The organism is Reyranella aquatilis (assembly GCF_020880995.1).
Classification (GTDB): Bacteria; Pseudomonadota; Alphaproteobacteria; order Reyranellales; family Reyranellaceae; genus Reyranella; species Reyranella aquatilis.
In genome coordinates, this window is record NZ_JAJISD010000004.1 from 42,857 (window position 1) to 67,601 (window position 24,745).

Genomic DNA, 24,745 nt, shown 5'->3' on the forward strand with positions numbered 1-24,745 from the left:
TGCGGACCTAGGCGAACTTCTTGACGAAATCGCCGAGGAACGCCTTCAGCTTGTCGTCGGTCTCCTTGACGATCTCGCGCTTCTCGCGGATCGAGGCCAGGATCGAGCCCTCGGCTCGGACGGCGTCGAGCATCTGGTGCTCGAAGTCGTTGACCTTGTTGACCGGCAGCGAGTCGAGGAAGCCGCGGGTGCCGGCGTAGAGCGACACGACCTGCTCCTCGACCGGCATCGGCGCGAACTGGCCCTGCTTCAGCAGCTCGGTCAGGCGCTGGCCACGGGCCAGCAGGCGCTGGGTCGAGGCGTCGAGGTCGGAGGCGAACTGCGCGAAGGCGGCCATCTCGCGATACTGCGCGAGCTCCAGCTTGATGGTGCCGGCCACCTGCTTCATCGCCTTGATCTGCGCGGCCGAGCCGACGCGGCTGACCGACAGACCGACGTTAATCGCCGGACGGATGCCCTGATAGAAGAGCTCGGTCTCGAGGAAGATCTGGCCGTCGGTGATCGAGATGACGTTGGTCGGAATGTAGGCGGACACGTCGCCGGCCTGCGTCTCGATGACCGGCAGCGCCGTCAGCGAGCCCGAGCCGTTCTTTTCGTTCAGCTTGGCGGCGCGCTCGAGCAGGCGCGAGTGGAGATAGAACACGTCGCCGGGATAGGCTTCGCGGCCCGGCGGGCGGCGCAGCAGCAGCGACATCTGGCGGTAGGCGACGGCCTGCTTGGAAAGGTCGTCGTACACGATCACGGCATGCATGCCGTTGTCGCGGAAGTACTCGCCCATGGCGCAGCCGGTGTACGGCGCGAGGAACTGCATGGGGGCCGGATCGGACGCGGTGGCGGCGACGACGATGGAATATTCCAGCGCGCCGTTGTCCTCGAGCGTCTTCACGATCTGGGCGACGGTCGAGCGCTTCTGGCCGATGGCGACGTAGACGCAATAGAGCTTACGGCTCTCGTCGGTGCCCTTGTTGATGCCCTTCTGGTTCAGGAAGGTGTCGATCGCGACGGCGGTCTTGCCGGTCTGGCGGTCACCGATGATCAGTTCGCGCTGACCGCGGCCGACCGGGACCAGCGAGTCGATCGCCTTGAGGCCCGTCTGCATCGGCTCGTTCACCGACTTGCGCGGAATGATGCCGGGCGCCTTGACCTCGACGAGGCGGCGCTCGGTCGACTGGATCGGGCCCTTGCCGTCGATCGGGTTGCCGAGGCCGTCGACCACGCGTCCGAGCAGCCCCTTGCCAACCGGGACGTCGACGATGGCGCCGGTACGCTTGACCGTGTCGCCTTCGCGGATGGTGCGGTCTTCGCCGAAGATCACGACGCCGACATTGTCGCTCTCGAGGTTGAGCGCCATGCCCTTGATGCCGCCCGGGAACTCGACCATCTCGCCGGCCTTGACGCTGTCGAGGCCGTAGACGCGCGCGATACCGTCACCGACGGAGAGGACCTGGCCGACCTCGGCCACTTCGGCCTCGGTGCCGAAGTTGGCGATCTGCTGCTTCAGAATGGCCGAGATTTCGGCGGCACGGATATCCATTTAGGCAACTCCCTTCATGGCAAGCTGCAGGCGCTGCAACTTGCTGCGGACAGACGAATCGAACAGGCGCGAACCGACCTTGACGACGAGACCGCCGAGAATGTCGGGTTCGACGCGCGCGTCGATGGAAACCTTGTTGCTGCCCAGCACGGAACGCAGCGCGTCGCTGAGCTGCTGGAGCTGGGCGGGGGACAGGGGAACGGCGGAGGTGACCGTCGCGGTGGTTTCGCCGCGGCGACGGGCCAGTTCGGCGAGGAAGGCCGAAGCCATCGCCGGCAGGTCGCGCGCACGGCCGTTCGCCGCCACGGTCCCGACGAAATTGCGGGTCAAACCGGAAATACCGGCGGCGTCGAGCACGGCCAGCAGGGCCTTGCCCTGCAGCGCGCGACCGATGACGGGGCTCGCGATCAGGCGGGCGAGGTCGGCGCTCTCCGCGACGAGATTGCGGAAAGTGGTGAGATCCTGCGCGACCTGGTCGAGAGCCTTCGAGCTGTCGGCGAGCTCAAAAAGGGCGCTTGCGTAGCGTCCGGCAACGCCGGTGGTTGCGGTGGTCACGTCGAGAGCCTCTCCCCTGCCACGGAACGCGGCCGGCAAGCCATTGAAATAACACGCTTTTCTCTAGCAGAACGCCCCGCGTCGCTTGCCGCCCCACCCCGGAAAAGCGCGCGTTGCTACCATGCTGCATTTCCCGGCGCAACGCCGACAAAGCGCTGTTCTACAGCGGTTTTTCGGCGCGGGGGGACTCTCAGAGGAACGAATAGGGGTCGACGTCCACCTGCAGGCGGACCGATCCGGGCAGGCCGATCTTCTCCAGCCAGGCATGAAGCAAGGGCTGCACGGCGATTTCCCGGCCGGCCTTCAGCAGGAACCGCCGCCGGTGCCGGCCGCGCAGCAGGGCCATCGGTGCGACGGAGGGCCCCAGGATCGTCACACCTGCCTGCTGGGGAGCCTGGCGCGCCAAAGCAGCGCAGACATTGTCCACAGCGGCGGGATCAGGACCGGAAACGATCAGGGACGCCAGGCGTCCATAGGGCGGCATGCCGGCCTCCGACCGGCCGTGCAGCTCCACGTCGACGAAGCGGTCGCGATCGCCCGACACCAGCGCCTGCATCACCGGATGGTCGGGATTATGGGTCTGGATCAGCGCCCGGCCCGGCCGGCCGTCGCGGCCGGCGCGCCCCGCCACCTGATAGAGGAGCTGGAATGTCCGCTCCGCCGCCCGCAGGTCGCCGCCGTTCAGGCCGAGATCCGCATCGATCACCGCCACCAGGGTCAGGTTGGGGAAATGGTGGCCCTTCGCGGCCATCTGCGTGCCGATCAGGATGTCGATCTCGCCCCTCTCCATGCGTTCGACGGCAGCCGACGCTTCCTCGCGGTTCACCAGGCTGTCGGATGTGAAGAGCTCCAGCCGGGCCTCGGGGAAGAGTTCCAGCGCCTCCTCCGCCAGCCGCTCGACGCCCGGGCCGCAGGCGACGAACTGATCGACGGCGCCGCAGTGACGGCAGTTCTGCGCCGGCGGCTCGGAGTAGCCGCAATGGTGGCAGACCAGCGTGCGGCGAAAGCGATGCTCGACCAGCCAGGCCGAACATTGCGGGCATTCCAGCCCCGAGCCGCAGGCGCGACAGAGCGTGATTGGCGCATAGCCGCGGCGATTGAGATAGAGCAGCGTCTGCTCGCCTGCCGCCAGCGTCTTCTTCATCGCCTCGACGACCGGCGGCGACAGCCAGCGACCGCGCGGCGGCGCCTCGCGTCGCAGATCGACCGCCGACAGGGTTGCGAGTTGATGGCCGCCGTGCCGACCCGGAAGACGCACCTCGCCGTAGCGTCCTGCCTTCACGTTGACGACGCTCTCGAGCGAAGGCGTCGCGGACGCCAGCACGATCGGAGCGGAGGCGAGGCGGGCTCGCACCACCGCCATGTCGCGTGCGTTGTAGACGACGCCCTCGTCCTGCTTGAAGGAACTGTCGTGCTCCTCGTCGACGACGATGAGGCCGAGATCGGCGAAGGGCAGGAACAGCGCGGAGCGCGCGCCGACCACGACGCCGACCCGTCCCTCCGCGATGGCACGCCACGTCTCGCGACGCTCCAGGCTGGTGAGGCCGGAATGCCACGGCGACGGCGGAGCACCAAAGCGATCCTCGAAGCGCTTGAGCCACTGCGCCGTGAGCGCGATCTCCGGCAGCAGAACCAGCACCTGCCGGCCGGCCGCGATACAGGCGGCGACCGCCTCGAAATAGACCTCCGTCTTGCCCGCACCCGGCACGCCATCGAGGAGCGTTGCCGAGAAGGCGTGCGCCTTCACCTTCTCCACCAGCCCGTCGGCGGCGATCTTCTGGGCCGGCGACAGGGTCGGCCCGTCATGTAGCCCATCGGGCCGCGGAAACGATCGTCGCACGATGCGTTCCTCGGCCGCGAGCAGCCCGGCCGACACCATGCCCTTCACGACCGACGCGCCGACGCCGGCGAGATGGGCCAGTTCGGCAGCGGACATTGCGGGCCCGTCCTTCAATTGGTCCAGCACACGACGGCGTGCCGAGGTCAACTTGAGCGCGGTATCGCCGGTCGGCTCGGCGGGGCGATAGACGAGTTCGGTCTTGGGCGCCTCGAGGGCTGAAGGCACGCTCATCGCCATACGCAGCACGGCGCCTGCAGGCATCAGCGTGTAGGCGGAGACCCAGTCGATGAAACGGCGCATCGCGTCGGCCATCGGCAGCGCCGGCAAGACCGCGATCACGTCGCGCAGCTTCTCCGGCGCGACATCGCCCGTGCCGGCGCCCCAGATCACGCCGACCGTTTCGCGCTTGCCGAGCGGGACCACGACGAAATGCCCCGGCGCGACGGCCATGCCGTCGGGCACGCGATAGTCGTAGGCATCGCCAAGCGGCAGCGGCAGCAGGACCTTGATCGTGTTTTCCACCGGTTCGAGACGCGACGGCGCGTCCCCCTTGGCTTGTGGCTCCGAGGGGGAATCGCTAGAAATTGTGGCAACAGGCGAGTCCGAACCACTGGCCATTGGGGTATTTTATATGAAGTTCTTCGTCGATACCGCCGATGTCGCCGATATCAAGGATCTGGCGGCCTCCGGCCTGCTCGACGGGGTGACGACCAACCCCTCGCTGATCGCCAAGTCGGGCCGGCAGATGCTCGACGTCATCAAGGAGATCTGCGCCATCGTACCGGGCCCGGTCAGCGCCGAAACGGTCGCGACCGATCACAAGACGATGCTCGAGGAAGGCCGCAAACTCGCCAAGCTCGCCAAGAACGTCACCGTGAAGGTGCCGCTGACGCCGGACGGTCTCAAGACCTGCAAGGTGTTGACGTCCGAAGGCACGATGGTCAACGTCACGCTTTGCTTCTCGGCGGCGCAGGCGCTGCTGGCGGCCAAGGCCGGCGCGACCTTCGTCTCGCCCTTCGTCGGCCGCCTCGACGATATCGGCCAGGACGGCATGCATCTCATCGGCGAGATCATGACGATCTATCGCCAGTATCCGCACTTCAAGACCGAGGTGTTGGTCGCCTCGATCCGCCATACCCAGCACGTGATCGCCGCCGCCAAGCTCGGCGCCCATGTCGGCACGCTGCCGCCCAACGTGCTGCGCCAGCTCTTCAAGCACACCCTGACCGACAACGGTCTGAAGGCCTTCCTCGAAGATTGGGCCAAGACCGGCCAGTCGATCCTCTGACTCGCGGACGGGCACATGGCCAATGACGGTACGATCCCAGCGCCCGACGGCTCCGGCCGGCAGGTGAAGCTGATCACCGCCGACGACGTCGTGGCCTATCTCAAGGCCCATCCCGACTTCTTCGACAAGAACGGCGAACTGGCCGCGGAGATGGGCATCACGCCGCGCGTGCAGGGGCCGGGCGTGATCGACATGCAGCAGGCGATCCTGAAGCGCCTGCGCGGCGAGATCGAGAAGCTCAAGGTCGAGCGCACCGAGATCATCGCCAATTCCAAGCAGAACCAGATCGTCCAGAACCGCATCCAGGCGGCGGTCATCAGCATCATCCAGGCGACGACCTTCGAGAAGATGATCCACGTCGTCACCCACGAGCTGCCCGAGCTGCTCGACGTCGACTTCATCACCATGGCGATCGAGGCCAATGCCGATGCGCCCAAGCGCGTGCCGGTGCGCGGCGTCTACGTGCTGGCGCCCGGCGCCATCGATGCCGCCATCGGCCCCGACAAGCATGCCCGCCTGCGCTCCAACATCGTGGGCGAGGAAGCCTTCTTCGGTGACGTGGCGCGCTTCGTGAAATCCGACGTGCTGATGCGCCTGCAGGTCTCGTCGGGTTCGCCCGACGGCGTCATGTGCTTCGGCGCGCGCGATCCCGAGGCCTTCGGGCCGGAGATGGCGACCGAGCTGCTGTTCTTCCTGTCGAAGGTGCTGGAGAACACGATCCGCGCCTGGCTCGACCTGCCCGAGTGACATCGCCTTGACCGTCGCCGGCGCACTGGAGGCGTGGCGCGACTGGCTGAAGACCGAACGCCGGCTCGCCGTCCACACGCTCACCGCCTACGAGCACGACGTCGCCACCTTCCTCGGCTTCATGACGGGCTATCTCGGCGAAACGCCCACGCTCGAGGCACTGGCCCGCCTGAAGCCCGCCGAGTTCCGCGCCTGGCTGGCCGAGCGCTCCCGGCAGGGCATGGCGCGCACCTCGACGGCGCGTGCCTTCTCCTCGGTGCGATCGTTCTTCCGCTTCCTCGACAAGAACGGCCTCGCGCACAATGCGAGCATCGCCACCATCCAGACGCCCAAGCTGCCGCGCGCCGTGCCGAAGGCGCTGAGCGAACGCGACATGGAGGACGTGCTTGAAGCGCAGTCCGACCAGGAACGGGCGCCCTGGATCGACCTGCGCGACGCCGCCGTGCTGGTCCTGCTCTACGGCGCGGGCCTGCGCATCGGTGAGGCGCTGTCTCTGACGAAGGCCGAAGTCGACGACCTGCTGAAGAGCGGCCGCGACACGCTCGCCGTCACCGGCAAGGGCAACAAGACCCGGCTGGTGCCATTGCTGCCGCAGGCGCTGCAGGCGCTGAAGGCCTATCGCGACGCCTGCCCGTGGCTCGCGGCGGCCAAGCCTTCGGATCGCGTCTTCATCGGCGCGCGCGGCGGTGCGCTCGATCCCGCCATCGTGCAGAAGCGGGTGCGCGAGATCCGGCGCGATCTCGGCCTCGCCGAAAGCGTGACGCCGCACGCGCTGCGTCATTCCTTCGCCACCCATCTGCTGGGCGCGGGCGGCGACCTGCGCACCATCCAGGAACTCCTGGGCCACGCGTCGCTGTCGACGACTCAGCGCTACACCGACGTCGATGCCGCCCGTCTCGCCGCCGTCTATCGCGCCGCCCATCCGCGCGCCAAGGGCTGACCATGACGCAACACATCGGAATCGTCGCATGCTCCGCCGAGGGCGCGGCGCTCTGCTACAAGACCATCTGCGTCGAGGGCTCGGGCCTGATGGGCCCGCATGCCCATCCCGAAGTCTCGATGCACACCCACTCGCTGGCCGACTATGTCGTTTGCCTCGATCGCGGCGACCGGACAGGCGTGGCCGAACTGATGCTGTCCTCGGCCGACAAGCTCGCGAAGGCCGGCGCGGACTTCCTGATCTGTCCCGACAACACGATCCACCAGGCCATGGTGCATGTGCTGCCACGCTCGCCGCTGCCCTGGCTGCACATCGCCGAGGTGGTGGCCGCCGAAGCCGCGGCGCGCGGCTACAGGAAGCTCGGCATCACCGGCACGCGTTGGCTGATCGACAGCGAGGTCTACCCCGAGAAGATCGAGGCGCAGGGTCTTGCCTGGTTGCGACCGACGGAAGCCGAGCGCGACGAGACCAACCGCATCATCATGGGCGAGCTGGTACAGGGCGTGTTCACCGCCGAGGCCGTGGCGGCCTACCAACGCGTGATGAATCGCATGAAGGCAGAAGGCTGCGATGCGGTCATCCTGGGTTGCACGGAGATCCCTCTCATCATGAATGACGGCAACTCGCCTCTGCCGACGCTCGATTCGACGCGGCTCCTCGCACGGGCCGCCCTGAAGCGCGCCGTTACAGCGCCTTCCGGAAAATGATCTCGCCGTCGTTCTGGCGGCCGATCTCTTCCCAGCCGTTGGTGCGATAGAAGCGTTCGGCGCGCGTGCCGGGACCCGTCGTCAGCGTCGCCACCGCGAAGCCTGCGGCTTTCAGATCCTCGCAGGCCAGCGGCAGCAGCGCGCGGGCGAGACCGCGCCCTTCGTAGTCGGGATGGATGAACAGGCCGAAGATCGTGCCGTCGCGCGGATCGGCGACCGAGAAGCCCTGGATGACCCCGGCCTCTTCCCATACCCAGAAGGTAGCGTTTGCGAAGATCCAGTCGGCGGTGGTCTCGACCTTGCCCGCCGAGGACGCACTGAGCTGGTTTTCCCGCACGGCGAGGCGCACTTCGGAGATTCGGGGGCGGTCGGCAAGCGTTGCCTTGCGGATCATGAAAAGGAGTCCGATGCGGTGCGTGGATTCGGTCGGCGATGATACCATTTCCGCCAATGGATCACGCGCTGCTCATTCCGCGATCTCTGCTGCTGTCGCTGCTGGCCGTGGTATCGCTCGCCATTGCCTCGGCACCGCTGCTACAGGTGCGCGCCGAACCGGCGAATGACCGGCGCCCTTCCGTCGCCGACATCTGCAGCACGCTGGCCCAGGCGGCGGCCGACAACGGGCTGCCGGAAGAGTTCTTCACGCGCCTGATCTGGCAGGAGAGCCGCTTCAATCCCTCGGCCGTCAGCTCGGCAGGCGCGCAGGGAATCGCGCAATTCATGCCGGGGACCGCCGCGATGCGCGGCCTCACGAACGCCTTCGAACCGCTGCAGGCGTTGCGCGAGTCGGCGAGCTACCTGCGCGAGCTGCGCACGACCTTCCGCGGCAATCTCGGCCTGGCCGCAGCCGCCTACAATGCCGGTCCCGGCCAGGTCGAGGCCTGGCGCAGCGGCCGCGGCATCCTGCCCGGCGAGACGCAGGCCTATGTCCGCATCGTCACCGGTTACAGCGTCGAAGCCTGGACCGCCCAGCCGATGCCGCAGTTGCAGTCCACCGCGACACAGACCGGCGAACGCTGCGTCGAACTCGCCAGGAACATGATCGACACGCCACGCCGCCGCCCCCTGCTCACGTCGGACCCGGCCTGGGGACCGTGGGGCGTCCAGCTTGCCGGCAACTGGTCCGAAGGCCGCGTGCTTGCCCACTACGAGCGGCTTCGGCGCAAGTACGAACCCGTGCTCGACGACAGGCTGCCGCTGGTCCTGAATTCGCGCCGCGCCGATTTGCCCACCTATGCCGTGCGGGTCTCGGCAAACACCCGGGCGGAGGCCGACGCCCTATGCGCGAAGCTGAAGGCCAAGGGGGGCGCCTGCGTCGTCTTCCGCAACCCGCGGGATTGACGCGAAGCTCCCGTGTGCCGGGGAGGAGAAGAGCCTGCTGATCAGGCGGCCTGGTAGACGAGGTGCAGCGCCCCGCCCGACCGGGGCTCGCATTTGACCAGCCGCAGCCCGAGGCCCGGTGTGCCCTCGGGGAACAGCGGGATGCCGTCGCCCAGCACCAGCGGCCGCAGCGCCATTTCGAGGACATCGAGCTTGCCCACCGCCATAGGTGGCACGCCCCATCACGATGGCGTCGACCTCCGCGAGGAACGCGTCGATGCCGAATTCCTGCGGCGGATAGTCCATCAGCCAGTCGAACGAACCGTCGGGCCGCGCGATCTTGCCGTCGAACGACACCGCGATGTGGCAATGCCAGATCGTCCTGGTCATCAGAGCCTCCCTGCCGGCCGGAATGTCTACTTCGCCCGGGGTATCAGGACGAGCGGCGGCGACGTTGAATGAGCCATTCGACGCCCAGGCTGCCGGCGACGGCCAGCCCGGTGAGCCAGATGACCGAGGGCTGCGTCGACCAGAGACTGACCGCGAACGCCACGAGCACCACGGCCATCAGCGCCGCACCGACGACGATCGGGAGACGCCATCCCCCCGCTTCTCCATGCAGCCGCCAGTGCGCGGCGAAGACGCCGAGATAGCAGATCAGGATCGTGGCACCCGCGACCTGGGCGATGGCGCCGAGATCGAGAAGGTTGACCATCACCAGAACGGCGCCGGCCGACCACACCAGCCCGCGTGTGCCCTGCCCCCAGGCGGCCCGCTCGAACACGGCGGGAAGCTGTCCCTTGCCGGCGAGGCCGCGCGAGACTTCGAGAGCGCAGAAGAAGCTCGCATTGATCGAAGAAGCGGTCGCGAACAGCGCGCCGATCGACACGACGACGAAGCCGGCCTGACCGAGGACGGGCTTGGCGGCCTGCGCCACGGCCGTGGTCGCGAAGCGCGCCAGCTCGTCGGGCGAGATGTTGCCCATCACGACCACCGACAGGCCGATATAGAGGACGATCACGACGCCGATCGCGAGGAAGATGGCGCGCGGGATGGTCTTTGCGGGATCGGCGACGTGGCCCGACGCATTGGTCATCATGCCGTAGCCGCCATAGGCGAAGAAGGTGAGGCCGACACTGGCGAGCAATATGCCGGGCCCGACGTTCGGTCCCTTCGCCAGCATCGCGGGATCGATGCTCGCCCCACCGGCCACCAACAGCCCCGTCAGGATGACCAGCTTGATCCCGACCAGCAGCTCCTCGACGCGCCCGACCACGCCGGACCCCGCCATGTTGACGATGAAGAGGACGATCACGACCGCCGACGCGAAAATGTTGGCCACATAGGCCGCCGACACGTCGCCCAACAGCAGCCGGTCGGCATAGGCGCCGAAGGTCTTGGAGACCATCGCGATGTTGACGATCTGCGTCACCAGATAGAGGACCGACAGCCCGCCCGCCACGGTCTTCGACGGAAAGGCCCGGTCGAAATAGTCCATGATGCCGCCCGAACTCGGGAAGCGGGCGGCGAGCCGGGCATAGGAGTAGCCCGACAGCAGCGCGATGACGCCGCCGACGGCGAAGGAGAGATAGACGTCGCTGCCGGTCATCAGGGCGGCCTGGCCCAGCAGCGCGAAGATGCCGGCACCGACCATGGAACCGATGCCGAGCGCCGAGACGCTCCACATGCTCATCCGCCCGTGCGTGCGCTGGGAAGGCTCGATCGTATCGGTCACGGACAGGCTCTCCCTCTCGAACACGCTTGCGGGCAAGACGTCAGAACAGCACTGTGAGACGCAGCGAGAAAACCGCTGCCATCTGCTGCGTAGGCGCCAGCGCCGGCTGGAAATAAAGCTGCAGGTCGGGCGTGATCAACAGGTGTCTCACCGACCACGACCAGTAGAGCTCGACCATCGTCTCGCTGGGCCGCACCGGGGTCCCGGAATACAGGTTCTGGTTCGTGGCGTTCCAGGCGACGCCAAGCCCGATCTGGTCGCGTGGCGCGCGACCCAGCGGATCGTTGTAGACCGCGCCGCCGGCGATCGACGACTGGATGTACCAGCTCGAATTCCACGCGGTGTTGGCACGCAGGAACAGGCCCCAGTGCTTGCCGAATGTCTGCGAGGCGTTGAACGAGAGGCCCGAACTCGCCTGCGGCTGCATCGAGACACTCGGCAGATTGTAGTAGAGAAGCGAATAGATGCCCTGCCCCAGCCTGCCGAGGTCAGCCGACACGCCGCCGTAGAGGAACCAGGAATACTGGCCCTGAAACGCTGTGTTGAACTGGATGTAGTTCGACGCCGCGACGTTGTTGGCGTCCTGGAAACCGGCGATGAAGGTCAGCTCCTTCATCGGATTGACCTGAACATAGGCGCCGAGACTGCCCTGCGAGTAGTTCTGGCTGCCGTTCTGTGCAAGTGAATAGCCGATGAAATTGACCTGCTCGTTGTTGGAGTAGGCGTTGGTATCGAAGTTGGAGAAAGGAAACTGCCCCAGGGTCAGCGACACGAAATGACCGGGAAAGTCGTGCGTGTAGCTCACCTGCGCGAAGGTGAGCTGGTTGACGGGATAGTCGTTGACCGGGCTGTTGAGGAAGAGCCGGTCCTGCAGGCTCTGTCCGGTCTGGCCCGACCAGTACTGGGTCGCGAGATAGGCGAACTGGAAGGACCCCGCACCGATACCGGAATCGTTGAACATCTTCCAGTTCAGGGCCGGCGAGAACTGGGCCTGGACCGCCCCGTACTCGCTGCCCGGCGTACCCCACTGGCTCACGACCGAAGAGGTCATCGAATAGAAGATGCCGGTCGATTTCTGGATTTCCTTCTTCGCCAGCGCGTAGCGTCGCGAAGCGTCGTCGATCTCCTGGTCGAGGAAGTACCGTTCGCGCGCCTCGGCCGCCCGCATCCGGTTGTGTACCTTGCCGACATGGCGCACGCCGTCGGTGCCCGCAGAATCCTGCGCGTCCGCTTCCGCGAGGGGAAGGACCAGGGCTGCCAGCCCGCCAATCCACGCCGTCGAACGCATAGAGCTCCCGCCGGCCCGCGTTACAGCTTCAGTGCCTTGTCGAGGAACGCTCGTACATCGACCACGAACTGCTTCCAGGCGGGCTCGTGGGCGCCATAGTGCGCGCCACAGCAACCGCCGGGCTTGCTGCGATTGCCAACCCCGTCGAGATAGCGCACCGGCAGGCCGAGCGCATCGAAACTGTGATGCGCCCCCGGATAAACCTTTGTTTCGACCAGCTCCTGCCCGCGCACCACCCGCTCCAGGAGGGCACGGCACTGCGAGACCGGCGTCCAGTCGTCGAGCGCGCCCATTGCGAGCAGGGTCGGCTGACGCACCGTGAGGCGCTGGCCCAGCGGATCGGCCAGCGCGCAGTCGGGATAGACCAGCACGACAGCGCGCGCGACGGGTGGCGACCGGTTATCGGGATTGCCCGAGAGGGCGCGCAGCAGCGCGACCCCGCCGCCGTAGGAATAGCCCATATAGGCGAGCCGCCGCGCATCGATGCCCGGCTGCTGCGCGAGCCAGGCGAGGGCGGCGTCGATGTCGCCGGCGCGCGCCTCGGCGGCGGCCTGCGTCGGCCAGTTGCGGCCGCAGACATCCTTGAGGCCACGTGCCGAGAAACTGTCGACCACCAGCGCGGCATACCCCCAGAAGGCGAGCAGCCCGGCCATGCGCGCCGTGTTCTGGCCGGGCCCGCCGCAGCCATGGAACAGCGCGACCGCCGGCACCGGACCGGTCGGCTGGGCGGGACGAAAAAGCTGCGCGGAAAGCTGGATCGTGCGGCCGCCCTGCTCCACCGGAACGCGGACATTCTGCTGGGCTGTCGCGGGCAACGCGCACGACAAGGCAAGCAAAAAGGCCAGGCACACCGGCCACGATCTCGTTCCGGCGGCTTCGCCTTGCCCGCGCCTGTTCGTCCACCGATGATGCATCGGCCGAACGGTAAACCATGCAAAGACAGAGACAACAGGTGGATTGCACGTGAGCGACACGATCTACACGATCTCCACCTGGGTCATACCGGCGATCCTCGCGATCACGCTGCACGAGGCCGCGCACGGCTTCGTCGCCCTGCGCTTCGGCGACCGCACCGCCTGGCAACAGGGCCGCGTGACCCTCAATCCCTTCAAGCACATCGATCCGTTCGGCACGATCATCCTCCCGGGCCTGCTGATCTTCCTGCGCGCGCCCTTCCTGTTCGGCTATGCCAAGCCGGTGCCCGTGAACTTCCGGGCGCTGAACAATCCCAAGCGCGACATGGTGTGGGTCGCCGCCGCCGGGCCGGCCACGAACATCGCGATGGCCGTGGCCGCGGGACTGCTGGCGCACCTCGCCGTCCTGCTGCCGCTGCCCGCGGCAAACTGGACGATCCTCAACATCGAGAATGCGATCCTGATCAACGTCCTGCTCGCCGTCTTCAACATGGTGCCGCTGCCGCCGCTCGATGGCGGCAGGGTCGCGGTCGGCCTGCTGCCCAACGCCCTCGCGCTGCCGCTCGCCCGGCTCGAACCCTACGGCATGCCGATCCTGCTCGGCCTGATCTTCCTGCTGCCGCTGATCGGCCGGCAGTTCGGCGCCGATCTCAACGTCATCGGCTGGATTCTGGGCGAGCCGGTCAACTGGATGGTCGATCTCGTCATCCGCCTCACCGGCAACGGCTGACCCCCAAAAGAAAAGTGCCGCCGCCTGGAATAAACGGCCTCTTCCCGGCGTCTCCCCTCTGCAGACCAACTGCTGCATGGGAGTCACAGAATGCTGAAATCGATCCTTGCCACCGCCGCCGCGCTGGTCCTCCTCGCGGCCGGGAGCGCGTTCGCCGCCGAACCCGCCTCTGCCACCCCGCCGGCCATGAAGAACGGCATGCTCGTCACCGCGAGCGGCATGACGCTCTACACGTTCGACAAGGACGCCACGCCGGGTAAGTCGGTGTGCAACGGCCCGTGCGCCACCAATTGGCCGCCGGCCCTCGTCGCCGACGGCGCGAAGGCATCGGGCGACTGGTCCATCATCACGCGTGACGACGGGCTGAAGCAGTGGGCCTACAAGGGCAAGCCGCTCTATGCCTTCGCCAAGGACACCAAGGTCGGCGACACGACCGGCGACGGGTTCCTGAACGGCGCCTGGCACATCGCCAAGTAAGGCGACCGGCAAGTATCGAGGGAATGGTGCCGGCCGCGGTTCGGCCGGCACCGCCTGTCCTCTAGAGTAGCCCCATGGCCGATGCGGAATCCCTGCTCGAACCGCTGATCCCCGCGTTGCGCCGCTACGCCTACGCGCTGCTGCGCGACCACGATGCGGCCGACGACCTGGTCCAGGACACGCTGGAGCGCGCGCTGTCGCGCTGGTCGCTGCGGCGGCACGACGGCGACCTTCGCGCCTGGCTCTTCGCAATCCAGCGCAACCTGTACGTCTCGGCGCTGCGCCAGGGGCGGCGGCGCGGGGTCCTCGTCGAACTCGACGACGCGACGATGCCGGCGACCGGCGCGCAGCAGGATGCAGGCCTCGAGGTGCGGGACATCCTGACGACTCTCGACCAGCTGCCGGAGGAGCAGAAGTCGCTGCTGCTGCTGGTTGGCGTGGAGGATCTTTCCTACGACGATGCCGCGAAGGTCATGGGCGTGCCGGTAGGCACGGTGATGTCGCGGCTGGCGCGCGGCCGGCAGAAGCTGCGCGCACTGCTTGAGACGGGGCGAACGACGCTCCTGCGGAGAGTGAAATGACGGGCCCGGATACGCCAGGGAGCGGTTCTCCCATCGACGAGAACGAACTGCAGGCCTTTGTCGACGATCGCCTCGACGGCGACCGCCGCGCGGCCGTCGAGGCGCACCTGGCCGCGTATCCCGATCTTGCCGAGCGCATGGGCACGGAGCGGCGTCAACGCGCCATGCTGCGTAGTCGTCTCGATGCCAAGTTCGCCGAACCGGTCCCAGCACGCCTGCGCATCGCCAACCTGCGGGCGGCGCGGCGCACTTCCTGGAGGCGCGGGTGGACCTCCGCCGCGGCAGCGATCGTGCTGTTCGTGGCCGGTGCCACCGCCGGGTGGTTCGCCAATGGGATTGCGCCCGGCCCGCAGCCGATAGCGCCGGCAGCCAGCGTCGCGCAGGGGGCGAAAGCGGCCTACCGGACCTTTGTGGTCGAAGTCGCCCATCCCGTCGAGGTGAGCGCGCAACAGGAAGCGCACCTGCTGCAGTGGCTGTCGAAGCGCCTGGGCCGGAAGCTCGCCGCTCCGGACCTCTCGCCGTTCGGCTATCGGCTGATGGGCGGGCGCTTGCTGCCGGGGGGCGACGGCGCGGCAGCGCAGCTGATGTACGACGATGCCAGCGGCAAACGGCTCACGATTTACGTGCGGGCCTCGGAAGGATCCGAGACGGCGTTCCGCTTCCAGAAGGAAGGCGACGCCTCGACCTTCGCCTGGATCGACCAGGGATTCGGTTTTGCGGTGACGGCGCCGGCCAGCCGAGAGGAACTTCTGCCGATCGCCGAAGCGGTCTATCGCGGCTTCGAGGGCAAGAGCTGACCGCTACTTCGACGGATCCGTCATGTCCTCGAATTCCTTGAGGTGACGCGGCGCCCATTTGTGGTCGCGCGCCTTCACGATCCACTTGTCGAGCGTGGGCCAGCGTCGCCGCGCAGATGTCACCCACTTGCGGCCGGTCTCGAATTCCGTCGCCAGCAGATAGAGGGCGATCACGAAGAAGATCCAGCCCTGCAGGATCGGAATGAAGCCGCCGACCACAGACATGACCAGACAGGCCATGATCGCGAGCGCCATCAGCGGCTGGCGCATGGCGGGCCTAGAGGTGGATGGGCTTGTCCCAGGCGGCGAGCGCGGCTTCCTTCATCGCCTCGTTGACCGTGGGATGGGCGTGGCAGATCCGGCCGATGTCCTCGGCCGACGCGGAGTATTCCATCGCGACCGCGGCTTCGGCGATCATCGTGCCGGCCTCGGCGCCGAAGATGTGGACGCCCAACACCTTGTCGCTCGCCTTGTCGGCCAGAACCTTCACGAACCCCTCCGTGGCGCCGTTCGCGCGGCTGCGCGGGTCGGCGGTGAACGGGTACTTGCCGACCTTGTAGGCAACGCCGGCCGCCTTCAGTTGTTCCTCGGTCTTGCCGACCCAGGCCACCTCGGGCTGCGTGTAGATGATCGAGGGTACGAGATCCCAGTTCACGTGGCCCTTCTGGCCGGCGATCGTCTCGACGCAGGCGACGCCGTCCTCGCTCGCCTTGTGTGCGAGCATCGGCCCGTCGATCACGTCGCCGATGGCATAGATGCCGGGCACCGAGGTCTGGAAGTGCGCGTCGACGGCGATGCGGCCGCGCTCGGTCATCTTGACGCCGACCTTGTCGAGGCCGAGGCCCTGCACGAAGGGACGGCGACCGATCGAAACCAGCACGATGTCGGCCTCGAGGGTCTCGGCTGCACCGCCCTTCGCGGGCTCGACCGTCAGCGTCACGCCCGCGCCGGAGGCATCGGCCTTGGTGACCTTGGCGCCCAGCTTGAACTTCAGCCCCTGCTTGGCGAGCGCGCGCTGGAAGAACTTGGTGACCTCGTCGTCCACGCCCGGCGTGATGCGGTCGAGGAACTCCACCACCGTCACGTCGGCGCCGAGGCGGCGCCACACCGAGCCCAGCTCGAGGCCGATGATGCCGGCGCCGACCACCACGAGGCGCTTCGGCACCTGGGAGAGTTCCAGCGCTCCGGTCGAGGAGACGATCTTCTTTTCGTCGATCGTCACGCCGGGAAGCGGCGTCACTTCCGAGCCGGTGGCGATCAGGATGCTCTTCGCGGCCAGCGTATCCTTGACCGCCCCGTCGTCGCCAACGACGGCGACGGAGCCCGGCGCCTCGATTCGGCCGGCACCGGTGTACGAAGCGATCTTGTTCTTCTTGAACAGGAAGGCGATGCCCTTGGTCGTGGCCTCGACGACCTCGCCCTTGCGCTTCATCAGCTGGGCGAAGTCGAGCTTCGGCGGCTCCACGACGATGCCGTGCACCGCGAGATCGTGGCCCGCTTCCTCGAACAGGTGAGAGGACTGCAGCAGCGCCTTCGAGGGAATGCAGCCGACGTTGAGGCAGGTGCCGCCCAGCGTCGCGCGCTTCTCGACGACCGCGACCTTGAGGCCGAGCTGCGACGCGCGGATCGCGGCGACATAGCCGCCGGGACCGGCGCCGATCACGATCAGATCGAAGGATTCGTTTGCCATGTCATTGCACCGGCCGGTCCGCTCTCGATGTCATCCCGAGCGCAGCGAGGGACCTTTCGCGGCGCCCGACTAAGGGTCCCTCGCTCTGCTCGGGATGACACCGGGAGCGAGGCAATCGACTTGCGTCCTAGACGCCGAGCAGCAGCCGCTCGGGATCCTCGATGCACTCCTTGACCTTGACCAGGAAGAGGACCGCCTCGCGGCCGTCGATGATCCGGTGGTCGTACGACAGAGCGAGATACATCATCGGTCGGGCCTTGATCTCGCCGCCGACCACCATCGGGCGCTGCTGGATCTTGTGCATGCCGAGGATGCCCGACTGCGGCGGATTCAGGATCGGCGTCGACATGAGCGAGCCGTAGACACCGCCGTTGGAGATGGTGAAGGTGCCGCCGGTCAGGTCGCCGATCGACAGCTTTCCGTCGCGCGCCTTGCGGCCGAGATCCCCGATGCCCTTTTCAATGCCCGCAAAGTCCAGCATGTCGGCGTCACGCAGCACCGGCACGACCAGTCCCTGCGGCGAGCCGACGGCGACGCCGATATCGTAGTAATTCTTGTAGACGATCTCCTCGCCTTCGATCTCGGCATTGACCGCGGGGAGTTCCTTCAGCCCCGCGATGCAAGCCTTCACGAAGAAGGACATGAAGCCCAACCGTGCGCCGTGCTTCTTCTCGAAATCGTCCTTCAGCCGGTCGCGCAGCGCCATCACGTTGGTCATGTCCACCTCGTTGAAGGTGGTGAGCATGGCGGCGGTGTTCTGCGCGTCCTTGAGGCGGTTGGCGATGGTGCGGCGCAGCCGCGTCATCTTCACCCGCTCCTCGCGGTCGGCCTTGGCGCGCGGCCCAGACGGTACAGCCGGCTTCGCAGCCGGTGCGGCGGCGGCCGGAATCGACGAGATTGCCGCCAGCACGTCTTCCTTGGTCGCGCGCCCGTCCTTGCCAGTCGGCTGGATGGCGGCGGCGGACACGCCCTTCTCGTCCGCCAGCTTGCGGACGGCGGGACCGGAGGCCGCGAGATTGGCGCCCACGGGGGTGGCGGCAGGAGCCGGCGCCGCAGCGACAGCGGGTGCCGGCGCGGGCTTCGGCGCCGCCGGTGCGGCAGCCTTCGGCGCGGCGGCGCCGGCGGCTCCCGCCTCGATGTGACAGAGGACGCCGCCCACCTGCACGGAGGCACCCTCCTGCACGGCGAGTTCGGTAACGGCACCGGCGACCGACGCGTTCACCTCGACGGTCACCTTGTCGGTCTCGAGCTCGCACAAGGGCTGATCGACGGCGACCGCATCGCCCGCCTTCACCAGCCACTTGGCGACAGTCGCTTCGGTGACCGATTCGCCCAGAGCCGGAACCTTGATCTCGACGGCCATGACTACACTTCCTCTTTTCTACCCGCGCTCAACCGATCGTGAGAGCGCGGTCGACCAGATCGGCCTGTTCCTTGAGATGGTTACGCGCCGACCCGGTGGCGGGCGACGCAGCCTCGGGACGGCCGACGTAGAGCGGCCGCCTTGCCTTTGCATCGATGCTGGCCAGCGCGCGCTCGATGCGGCGATCGACGAAGTGCCAGGCGCCCATGTTCTCGGGCTCCTCCTGGCACCACACGACCTCGGCATTGGGGTATTGCGCGAGGCGCACCCCGAGCCGCGTGAACGGGAACGGATAGAGCTGCTCGATGCGCATGATGGCGATGTCGTCGATCTTGCGCTTGCGGCGCTCGGCGACGAGGTCGAAGTAGACCTTGCCCGAGCACAGGATAACGCGGCGCACCTTGTCGCCATCCACGAGCTGGTCGGTCTCGATGAGAATGCGGCGGAACGAGCTGCCCGGTCCGAAGTCGGCCAGCGACGAGACGCAATCCTTGTGGCGCAGCAGCGACTTCGGCGTCATCACCACCAGCGGCTTGCGGAAGGTCCGGCGCATCTGCCGGCGCAGCGCATGGAAGTAGTTGGCCGGCGTCGTCGGATTGATGACCTGCCAGTTGTCCTCGGCGGAGAGCTGCAGGTACCGCTCGAGGCGCGCGGAGCTGTGCTCGGGGCCCTGCCCCTCGTAGCCGTGCGGCAGCAGCATCACGAGGCCCGACATACGCAGCCACTTGCTCTCGCCCGAGCAGATGAACTGGTCGATGATGACCTGCGCGCCGTTGGCGAAGTCGCCGAACTGGGCTTCCCAGAGGACCAGCGCATTGGGCTCGGCCAGCGAGTAGCCGTACTCGAAGCCCAGCACGCCCGCCTCGTTCAGCGGGCTGTCGATCACCTCGTAGCGGGCCTGGCCCTCGGCCACGTGATTGAGCGGCACGTACTTGGCTTCGGTCACCTGGTCGACCAGCACCGAATGGCGCTGCGAGAAGGTGCCGCGGCCGGAATCCTGGCCGCTCAGGCGCACCGGCGTGCCTTCCGCCAGCAGCGTGCCGAAGGCCAGCGCCTCGCCGGTCGCCCAGTCGATGTTCTCGCCCGTGTCGATCGTCTTGCGCTTCTCCTGGAGCTGGCGCGCGATCTTGCGGTTGAGCTCAAAGTCCTTCGGCGGCTCGCTGATTGCCCGACCGACATTCTTCAGCAGATCGAGATCGACGGCGGTGACGCCCTTGCGGTCCTCCTCGCCCGGCGCGACCGTGAAGCCCGCCCACTTGCCCTCGAGCCAGTCGGCCTTGTTGGGCTTGTAGTTGCTGGCTGCTTCCAGCGCCTTGTCGAGCTTCTCGCGCAGCGCATTGTCCATGGCCGCGACCTCGTCGGCCGTGACCACGCCCTCGGCCTCGAGGGCAGCCGCGTAGATCTCCTTCACCGACCGATGCGCGCCGATCTCCTTGTACATCAGCGGCTGGGTGAACATCGGCTCGTCACCTTCGTTGTGACCGTGCCGGCGGTAGCAGAACATGTCGATGACGATGTCGCGCTTGAAGTGCTGGCGGAACTCGGTCGCAATGCGCGCGACGTGGACCACCGCCTCGGGATCGTCGCCGTTCACGTGCAGGATCGGAGCCTGCACAATCTTGGCGACTTCCGTGCAGTAGGGGCCGGAGCGCGATTCGGTCGGCAGTGTCGTGAAGCCGATCTGGTTGTTCACGATGAAGTGGATCGTTCCACCGATGCGGTAGCCCGCGAGGTCGGAGAGATCGAGGCTCTCGGCCACGAGGCCCTGGCCCGCGAAGGCGGCGTCGCCGTGCATCAGGATGCACATGACCTGGCTGCGGTCGGTGTCGCCGCGCTGGTCTTCCTTGGCGCGCGCCTTGCCCAGGATCACCGGGTTGACCGCCTCGAGATGCGAGGGATTGGGCGACAGCGAGAGATGGATCACGTTGCCGTCGAACTCGCGGTCGGCCGAGGCGCCCAGGTGATACTTCACGTCGCCCGAGCCGCGCATTTCCTCGGGCTGCGAGGAGCGGCCCTGGAACTCCGAGAACAGCGCCGTGTAGCTCTTGTGCATCACGTGCACGAGCGTGTTGAGACGGCCGCGGTGCGGCATGCCCAGCATCACTTCCTTCACGCCGAGCTGGCCGCCGCGCTTCAGGATCTGCTCGATGCCGGGGATCAGCGATTCGCCACCGTCGAGGCCGAAGCGCTTGGTGCCGACGAACTTCACGTGCAGGTAGCGTTCGAGGCCCTCGGCCTCGCCGACCCGCTCGAGGATCATCTTGCGGCCGGTGACGGTGAACTCGGTGTGGTTCTCGATATGCTCGATGCGCTCCTGGATCCACGCCTTCTGGTCGGGATCGGAGATGTGCATGAATTCGACGCCGATCTTGCCGCAATAGGTCTTGCGCAGGCGCTCCATGATCTGGCGCAGCGTCGCGGATTCGCCCAGCGCCAGCGAGCCGAAGATCAGGATGGGGCGGTCCCAGTCGGCTTCCGTGAAGCCGTAGGTCGCGGGATCGAGCTCGCGGTGCGGCGCCTGGCGCACGAGGCCCAGCGGATCGAGGTCGGCCTCGAGATGGCCGCGGATCCGGTAGGCGCGGATCAGCATCAGCGCCCGCGCGGTATCCTGCGCCGCGGCGCGGATCTCGGCGTCGGCCTTGCCCGCGATCGCCGGCGCGGCCGCGGCGGCTTCCTTGCCGCCCTTGACGTTGCGGTTGGCGGCGGCCGGGACGGCGTCGGGATCGATCGCGCCGATCACCCGCGTTCCGTTGGGCGCCCAGGAGGCACCGCGCACCTCGGCGAGCACATCGCCCTTCTGCTCGGCCAGGGCGCCGAAGAAGGTCTGCCACTCGGCATCGACCGACGACGGGTCGGCGAGGAACCGCGCGTAGAGTTCCTCGATGAAAGGCGCGTTCGCGCCGAACAGGAACGACGTCTGTTCTGCTCTCATGGCCCTTACTCCCTGGCCCGTATCCAATTGCCGCCTGGCAGAGGCTCGGCGGCCCGTATCGCCTGTCAGCCCTTCATGGCCTTAAGCATTTCCTCGCCCAAAGCCGCGGGAGACTCCGCAACCCTGATGCCGGCCGCGCGCATGGCCGCGACCTTGAACTCGGCCGTATCGTTGCCGCCCGAGATGACCGCTCCGGCGTGCCCCATGCGGCGGCCCGGAGGCGCCGTGCGACCGGCGATGAAGCCGACCACCGGCTTCTTCGTGCCGGACGCCTTCAGGAACTCGGCGCCCTTGACCTCGGCGTCGCCGCCGATTTCGCCGATCATCACGATGCCCTCGGTCTCGGGATCGCGGATGAACATGTCGAGGCACTCGATGAAGTTGGTGCCGTTCACCGGGTCGCCACCGATGCCGATGCAGGTCGTCTGGCCGAGGCCGGCCGCCGTGGTCTGCGCCACCGCTTCGTAGGTGAGCGTGCCGGAGCGCGAGACGATGCCGATCTTGCCGCGCTTGTGGATGTGGCCCGGCATGATGCCGATCTTGCACTCGCCAGGCGTGATGACGCCGGGGCAGTTCGGGCCGATCAGCCGCGACTTCGACGCGGTGAGCGCGCGCTTCACCTTGACCATGTCGACCACCGGGATTCCCTCGGTGATGCAGACGATCAGGGGGATTTCCGCGTCGATCGCCTCGAGGATCGAGTCGGCGGCGAAGGGCGGCGGAACGTAGATCACCGACGCGTTGCAGCCGGTCTTCTCGACGGCCTCGGCCACGGTGTCGAACACCGGCAGGTCGAGATGCTTGCTGCCGCCTTTGCCCGGAGTCACGCCGCCCACCATCTTGGTGCCGTAGGCAATCGCCTGCTCGGAATGGAAGGTGCCCTGCGAGCCGGTGATGCCCTGGCAGATGACCTTGGTGTTCTTGTCGACCAGGACGGCCATCAGTTGCTCTCCTTCACGGCCTTGACGATCTTTTCGGCGGCGTCCGCGAGGTTCTCCGCCGAAGTGATCTTGAGGCCCGATTCCTTGAGGATCTTCTTGCCGAGGTCTACGTTCGTGCCTTCCAGCCGGACCACCAGCGGGACGTGCAGGTTGACCTCGCGCGCCGCGGCCACGACGCCCTCGGCGATCACGTCGCAGCGCATGATGCCGCCGAAGATGTTGACCAGGATGCCCTCGACGTTGGGATCCTTGAGGATGATCTTGAACGCGGCCGTGACGCGCTCCTTGGTGGCGCCGCCGCCCACGTCGAGGAAGTTGGCGGGCTCCGAGCCGTAGAGCTTGATGATGTCCATGGTGGCCATCGCGAGGCCCGCGCCGTTCACCATGCACCCGATCTGGCCGTCGAGCTTGACGTAGTTCAGCGCGTACTTGGCGGCCTCGGTCTCGGCCGGATCCTCTTCATCGACGTCGCGCAGTTCCTCGACGTCCTTGTGACGGTAGAGGGCGTTGTCGTCGAAGTTCATCTTGGCATCGAGGGCCACGATGTCGCCCGCGCCGGTCACGACCAGCGGGTTGATTTCGATAAGCGAGGCGTCGAGATCGACATAGGCTCGGTAGAGATTGCCCAGCAGCGTCGTGAAGGCGCCGACCTGCTTGCCGCTGAGGCCGAGCGCGAACGCGATCTTGCGGCCCTGATAGGCCTGGTAGCCGGCCGCCGGATCGATCGCCTGGGTGATGATCTTCTCGGGCGTCTCGTGCGCCACGGTCTCGATGTCCATGCCGCCCTCGGTCGAGGCGACGACCGCGATGCGGCCGACGGCGCGATCCACCAGCATCGACAGGTACAGCTCGCGTTTGATGTCGCAGCCGTCCTCGATGTAGAGGCGCTTCACGGTGCGGCCCGCCGGACCCGTCTGCTTGGTGACGAGATCCTGGCCCAGCATCGCCGCGGCCTGCGCGCCGACGTCCTCGGCCGACTTGGAGATGCGGACGCCGCCCTTGCCTTGCGGATCGTTCTTGAAGTGGCCCTTGCCGCGTCCGCCGGCATGAATTTGCGCCTTCACGACCGTGACCGGTCCACCCAGCTTCCGGGCGACGTCCATCGCCTCGTCTTTGGTGTAGGCGACACCGCCCTTCAGCAGGGGGATGGCGAATTTGGCCAGGAGCGCCTTGGCCTGATACTCGTGGATATTCATGGGGTCCTATCGTTGGGACGGCGTGTGAACCGCGGCCCCTCAGTTTTTAAACGCAACTGACCAAGGGATGCGGCACTTTATGAGCGCCACAGGCCCTTGGCAACGATGGATCGATGAACGTTCCGGGTCGTTCGACGAAAGTCGAAAGCCCCTACTTTCTCAACGGCCAACGATCTTGTTGGTGGCGTCGATCAGCGACTGCACCGCGGCGACCGACTTGTCGAACATCGCCTTTTCCTCGGCGTTGAACTCGACTTCGACGATGCGCTCCACACCCTTGGAGCCGATCACGACCGGCACGCCGATGTAGAGACCCTTCACGCCGTATTCGCCGTTCAGCTTGGCGGCGCAGGGGATCACGCGCTTCTTGTCCCGGAGGTAGGACTCGGCCATGGCGATGGCCGACGCGGCGGGGGCGTAGAAGGCCGAGCCGGTCTTGAGATGGGCCACGATCTCGGCGCCGCCGTCGCGGGTGCGCTGGACGATCGCCTCGAGACGCTCCTTGGTGGTCCAGCCCATGTCGACCAGATCGTGTAGCGAAATGCCGCCGACCGTCGAATAGCGAAGCAGCGGCACCATCGTGTCGCCGTGGCCGCCCAGCACGAAGGCCGTCACGTCCTCGACCGAGACGTTGAACTCCTCGGCCAGGAACAGGCGGAAGCGGGCGCTGTCGAGTACGCCGGCCATGCCGACGACCTTTTCCGGCGCGAAGCCGGTGACTTCCTGCATCAGGCCGACCATCGCATCGAGCGGGTTGGTGATGACGATGACGAAGGCGTTGGGGGCATGCTGCTTGATGCCCTTGCCGACCGAATCGATGACCTTGGCGTTGATGCCGACCAGGTCGTCGCGGGTCATGCCGGGCTTGCGCGGAACGCCGGCGGTGACGATGACGACGTCGGCGCCTTCGATGTCCTTGTAGTCCGACGAGCCGCTGTAGCGGGCGTCGAAGCCTTCCACCGGGCTCAGCTGGGCGATGTCGAGCGCCTTGCCCTTGGCGGTGCCTTCGGCGGCGGGAATGTCGAAGAGGACGATGTCGCCCAGTTCCTTCTGGCCGGCGAGCAGCGCGAGCGTGCCGCCAATCTGTCCGGCGCCGATCAGCGCGATCTTCTTGCGAGCCATGCGAAAAACTCCCGTTCTTAAAGGCGCCGCGTGGTAGCGCGATTCGCC

General features: G+C 67.0%; 24 protein-coding genes. 9 read left to right on the forward strand and 15 right to left on the reverse strand.

Annotated elements, in window-relative coordinates; translation table 11 throughout:
* Window positions 1–7 precede the first annotated feature (7 nt).
* The 3 genes from atpA to LJ725_RS10640 form a co-directional block, all read right to left on the reverse strand.
* Window positions 8–1,534, reverse strand: coding sequence for a F0F1 ATP synthase subunit alpha (gene atpA, locus LJ725_RS10630; RefSeq protein ID WP_230550629.1), 1,527 nt, complete (start codon window positions 1,532–1,534; stop codon window positions 8–10).
* Window positions 1,535–2,128, reverse strand: coding sequence for a F0F1 ATP synthase subunit delta (locus LJ725_RS10635; RefSeq protein WP_230550630.1), 594 nt, complete (start codon window positions 2,126–2,128; stop codon window positions 1,535–1,537).
* Window positions 2,129–2,279: 151 nt separating this feature from the next.
* Window positions 2,280–4,451, reverse strand: a complete 2,172-nt coding sequence (locus LJ725_RS10640; protein WP_230550631.1) for a primosomal protein N' — start codon at window positions 4,449–4,451, stop codon at window positions 2,280–2,282.
* Between the two features lie 109 nt (window positions 4,452–4,560).
* Here LJ725_RS10640 and fsa point away from each other — a divergent pair, with 109 nt between their 5' ends.
* Genes fsa through LJ725_RS10660 form a run of 4 tightly spaced genes read left to right on the forward strand, consistent with a single transcriptional unit; the run spans window position 4,561 to window position 7,611 of the window.
* Window positions 4,561–5,217 carry a fructose-6-phosphate aldolase gene (gene fsa, locus LJ725_RS10645; protein WP_230550632.1) on the forward strand — a complete coding sequence of 219 codons (657 nt, stop codon included), beginning with the start codon at window positions 4,561–4,563 and terminating at the stop codon, window positions 5,215–5,217.
* Window positions 5,218–5,232: 15 nt separating this feature from the next.
* Window positions 5,233–5,964 (forward strand): DUF484 family protein, encoded by a 732-nt coding sequence (locus tag LJ725_RS10650; protein ID WP_230550633.1) that lies wholly within the window; start codon window positions 5,233–5,235, stop codon window positions 5,962–5,964.
* Window positions 5,965–5,971: 7 nt separating this feature from the next.
* Window positions 5,972–6,904: a tyrosine recombinase XerC gene (locus LJ725_RS10655; protein WP_230550634.1), complete on the forward strand. Its 933-nt coding sequence runs from the start codon at window positions 5,972–5,974 to the stop codon at window positions 6,902–6,904.
* A 2-nt stretch (window positions 6,905–6,906) separates the two neighbouring features.
* On the forward strand, window positions 6,907–7,611 hold the full coding sequence (locus LJ725_RS10660) for an aspartate/glutamate racemase family protein (RefSeq protein ID WP_230550635.1): 705 nt from the start codon (window positions 6,907–6,909) through the stop codon (window positions 7,609–7,611).
* Here LJ725_RS10660 and LJ725_RS10665 read toward each other — a convergent pair.
* Window positions 7,589–8,005, reverse strand: coding sequence for a GNAT family N-acetyltransferase (locus tag LJ725_RS10665; protein WP_230550636.1), 417 nt, complete (start codon window positions 8,003–8,005; stop codon window positions 7,589–7,591). The genes LJ725_RS10660 and LJ725_RS10665 overlap by 23 nt on opposite strands.
* 56 nt (window positions 8,006–8,061) lie before the next feature.
* Between LJ725_RS10665 and LJ725_RS10670 the strand changes: the two genes are divergently transcribed.
* Window positions 8,062–8,952 carry a lytic transglycosylase domain-containing protein gene (locus LJ725_RS10670; RefSeq protein ID WP_230550637.1) on the forward strand — a complete coding sequence of 297 codons (891 nt, stop codon included), beginning with the start codon at window positions 8,062–8,064 and terminating at the stop codon, window positions 8,950–8,952.
* A 41-nt stretch (window positions 8,953–8,993) separates the two neighbouring features.
* On the opposite strand, the gene LJ725_RS10675 is transcribed toward LJ725_RS10670, so the two are convergent.
* The 4 genes from LJ725_RS10675 to LJ725_RS10690 form a co-directional block, all read right to left on the reverse strand.
* Window positions 8,994–9,158 (reverse strand): hypothetical protein, encoded by a 165-nt coding sequence (locus LJ725_RS10675; protein WP_230550638.1) that lies wholly within the window; start codon window positions 9,156–9,158, stop codon window positions 8,994–8,996.
* A 206-nt stretch (window positions 9,159–9,364) separates the two neighbouring features.
* On the reverse strand, window positions 9,365–10,666 hold the full coding sequence (locus LJ725_RS10680) for an APC family permease (RefSeq protein WP_230550639.1): 1,302 nt from the start codon (window positions 10,664–10,666) through the stop codon (window positions 9,365–9,367).
* A 40-nt stretch (window positions 10,667–10,706) separates the two neighbouring features.
* A complete protein-coding gene (locus LJ725_RS10685) occupies window positions 10,707–11,954 on the reverse strand; it encodes a carbohydrate porin (protein ID WP_230550640.1) in 1,248 nt (415 codons plus the stop codon).
* Window positions 11,955–11,974: 20 nt separating this feature from the next.
* The gene (locus tag LJ725_RS10690; protein WP_230550641.1) at window positions 11,975–12,769 is read right to left on the reverse strand and encodes a dienelactone hydrolase family protein; all 795 of its coding nucleotides are present in this window, start codon (window positions 12,767–12,769) and stop codon (window positions 11,975–11,977) included.
* Between the two features lie 148 nt (window positions 12,770–12,917).
* Between LJ725_RS10690 and LJ725_RS10695 the strand changes: the two genes are divergently transcribed.
* The 4 genes from LJ725_RS10695 to LJ725_RS10710 all read left to right on the forward strand — a co-directional run bounded on the left by LJ725_RS10695 (window position 12,918) and on the right by LJ725_RS10710 (window position 15,453).
* On the forward strand, window positions 12,918–13,598 hold the full coding sequence (locus LJ725_RS10695; protein WP_230550642.1) for a site-2 protease family protein: 681 nt from the start codon (window positions 12,918–12,920) through the stop codon (window positions 13,596–13,598).
* 90 nt (window positions 13,599–13,688) lie between these two features.
* Window positions 13,689–14,075 (forward strand): COG4315 family predicted lipoprotein, encoded by a 387-nt coding sequence (locus LJ725_RS10700; protein WP_230550643.1) that lies wholly within the window; start codon window positions 13,689–13,691, stop codon window positions 14,073–14,075.
* 74 nt (window positions 14,076–14,149) lie between these two features.
* Window positions 14,150–14,656: an RNA polymerase sigma factor gene (locus LJ725_RS10705; RefSeq protein ID WP_230550644.1), complete on the forward strand. Its 507-nt coding sequence runs from the start codon at window positions 14,150–14,152 to the stop codon at window positions 14,654–14,656.
* A complete protein-coding gene (locus LJ725_RS10710) occupies window positions 14,653–15,453 on the forward strand; it encodes an anti-sigma factor family protein (protein WP_230550645.1) in 801 nt (266 codons plus the stop codon). Before LJ725_RS10705 ends, LJ725_RS10710 begins: the two co-directional genes overlap by 4 nt.
* 3 nt (window positions 15,454–15,456) lie before the next feature.
* Here the strand turns inward: LJ725_RS10710 and LJ725_RS10715 are convergent, their stop codons facing one another.
* The 7 genes from LJ725_RS10715 to mdh form a co-directional block, all read right to left on the reverse strand.
* Window positions 15,457–15,723 carry a hypothetical protein gene (locus LJ725_RS10715; protein WP_230550646.1) on the reverse strand — a complete coding sequence of 89 codons (267 nt, stop codon included), beginning with the start codon at window positions 15,721–15,723 and terminating at the stop codon, window positions 15,457–15,459.
* Between the two features lie 7 nt (window positions 15,724–15,730).
* Window positions 15,731–17,143: a dihydrolipoyl dehydrogenase gene (lpdA, locus tag LJ725_RS10720; protein WP_230550647.1), complete on the reverse strand. Its 1,413-nt coding sequence runs from the start codon at window positions 17,141–17,143 to the stop codon at window positions 15,731–15,733.
* 127 nt (window positions 17,144–17,270) lie between these two features.
* Window positions 17,271–18,506, reverse strand: coding sequence for a 2-oxoglutarate dehydrogenase complex dihydrolipoyllysine-residue succinyltransferase (gene odhB, locus LJ725_RS10725; protein ID WP_230550648.1), 1,236 nt, complete (start codon window positions 18,504–18,506; stop codon window positions 17,271–17,273).
* A 28-nt stretch (window positions 18,507–18,534) separates the two neighbouring features.
* The gene (locus LJ725_RS10730; RefSeq protein WP_230550649.1) at window positions 18,535–21,438 is read right to left on the reverse strand and encodes a 2-oxoglutarate dehydrogenase E1 component; all 2,904 of its coding nucleotides are present in this window, start codon (window positions 21,436–21,438) and stop codon (window positions 18,535–18,537) included.
* A 65-nt stretch (window positions 21,439–21,503) separates the two neighbouring features.
* Window positions 21,504–22,379, reverse strand: a complete 876-nt coding sequence (gene sucD, locus LJ725_RS10735) for a succinate--CoA ligase subunit alpha (protein ID WP_230550650.1) — start codon at window positions 22,377–22,379, stop codon at window positions 21,504–21,506.
* Window positions 22,379–23,575, reverse strand: a complete 1,197-nt coding sequence (gene sucC, locus LJ725_RS10740; protein ID WP_230550651.1) for an ADP-forming succinate--CoA ligase subunit beta — start codon at window positions 23,573–23,575, stop codon at window positions 22,379–22,381. The genes sucD and sucC overlap by 1 nt, the downstream gene beginning before the upstream one ends.
* 159 nt (window positions 23,576–23,734) lie before the next feature.
* Complete coding sequence (gene mdh / locus LJ725_RS10745) at window positions 23,735–24,697, reverse strand: malate dehydrogenase (RefSeq protein ID WP_230550652.1); 963 nt, start codon at window positions 24,695–24,697, stop codon at window positions 23,735–23,737.
* Between the last annotated feature and the right edge of the window lie 48 nt (window positions 24,698–24,745).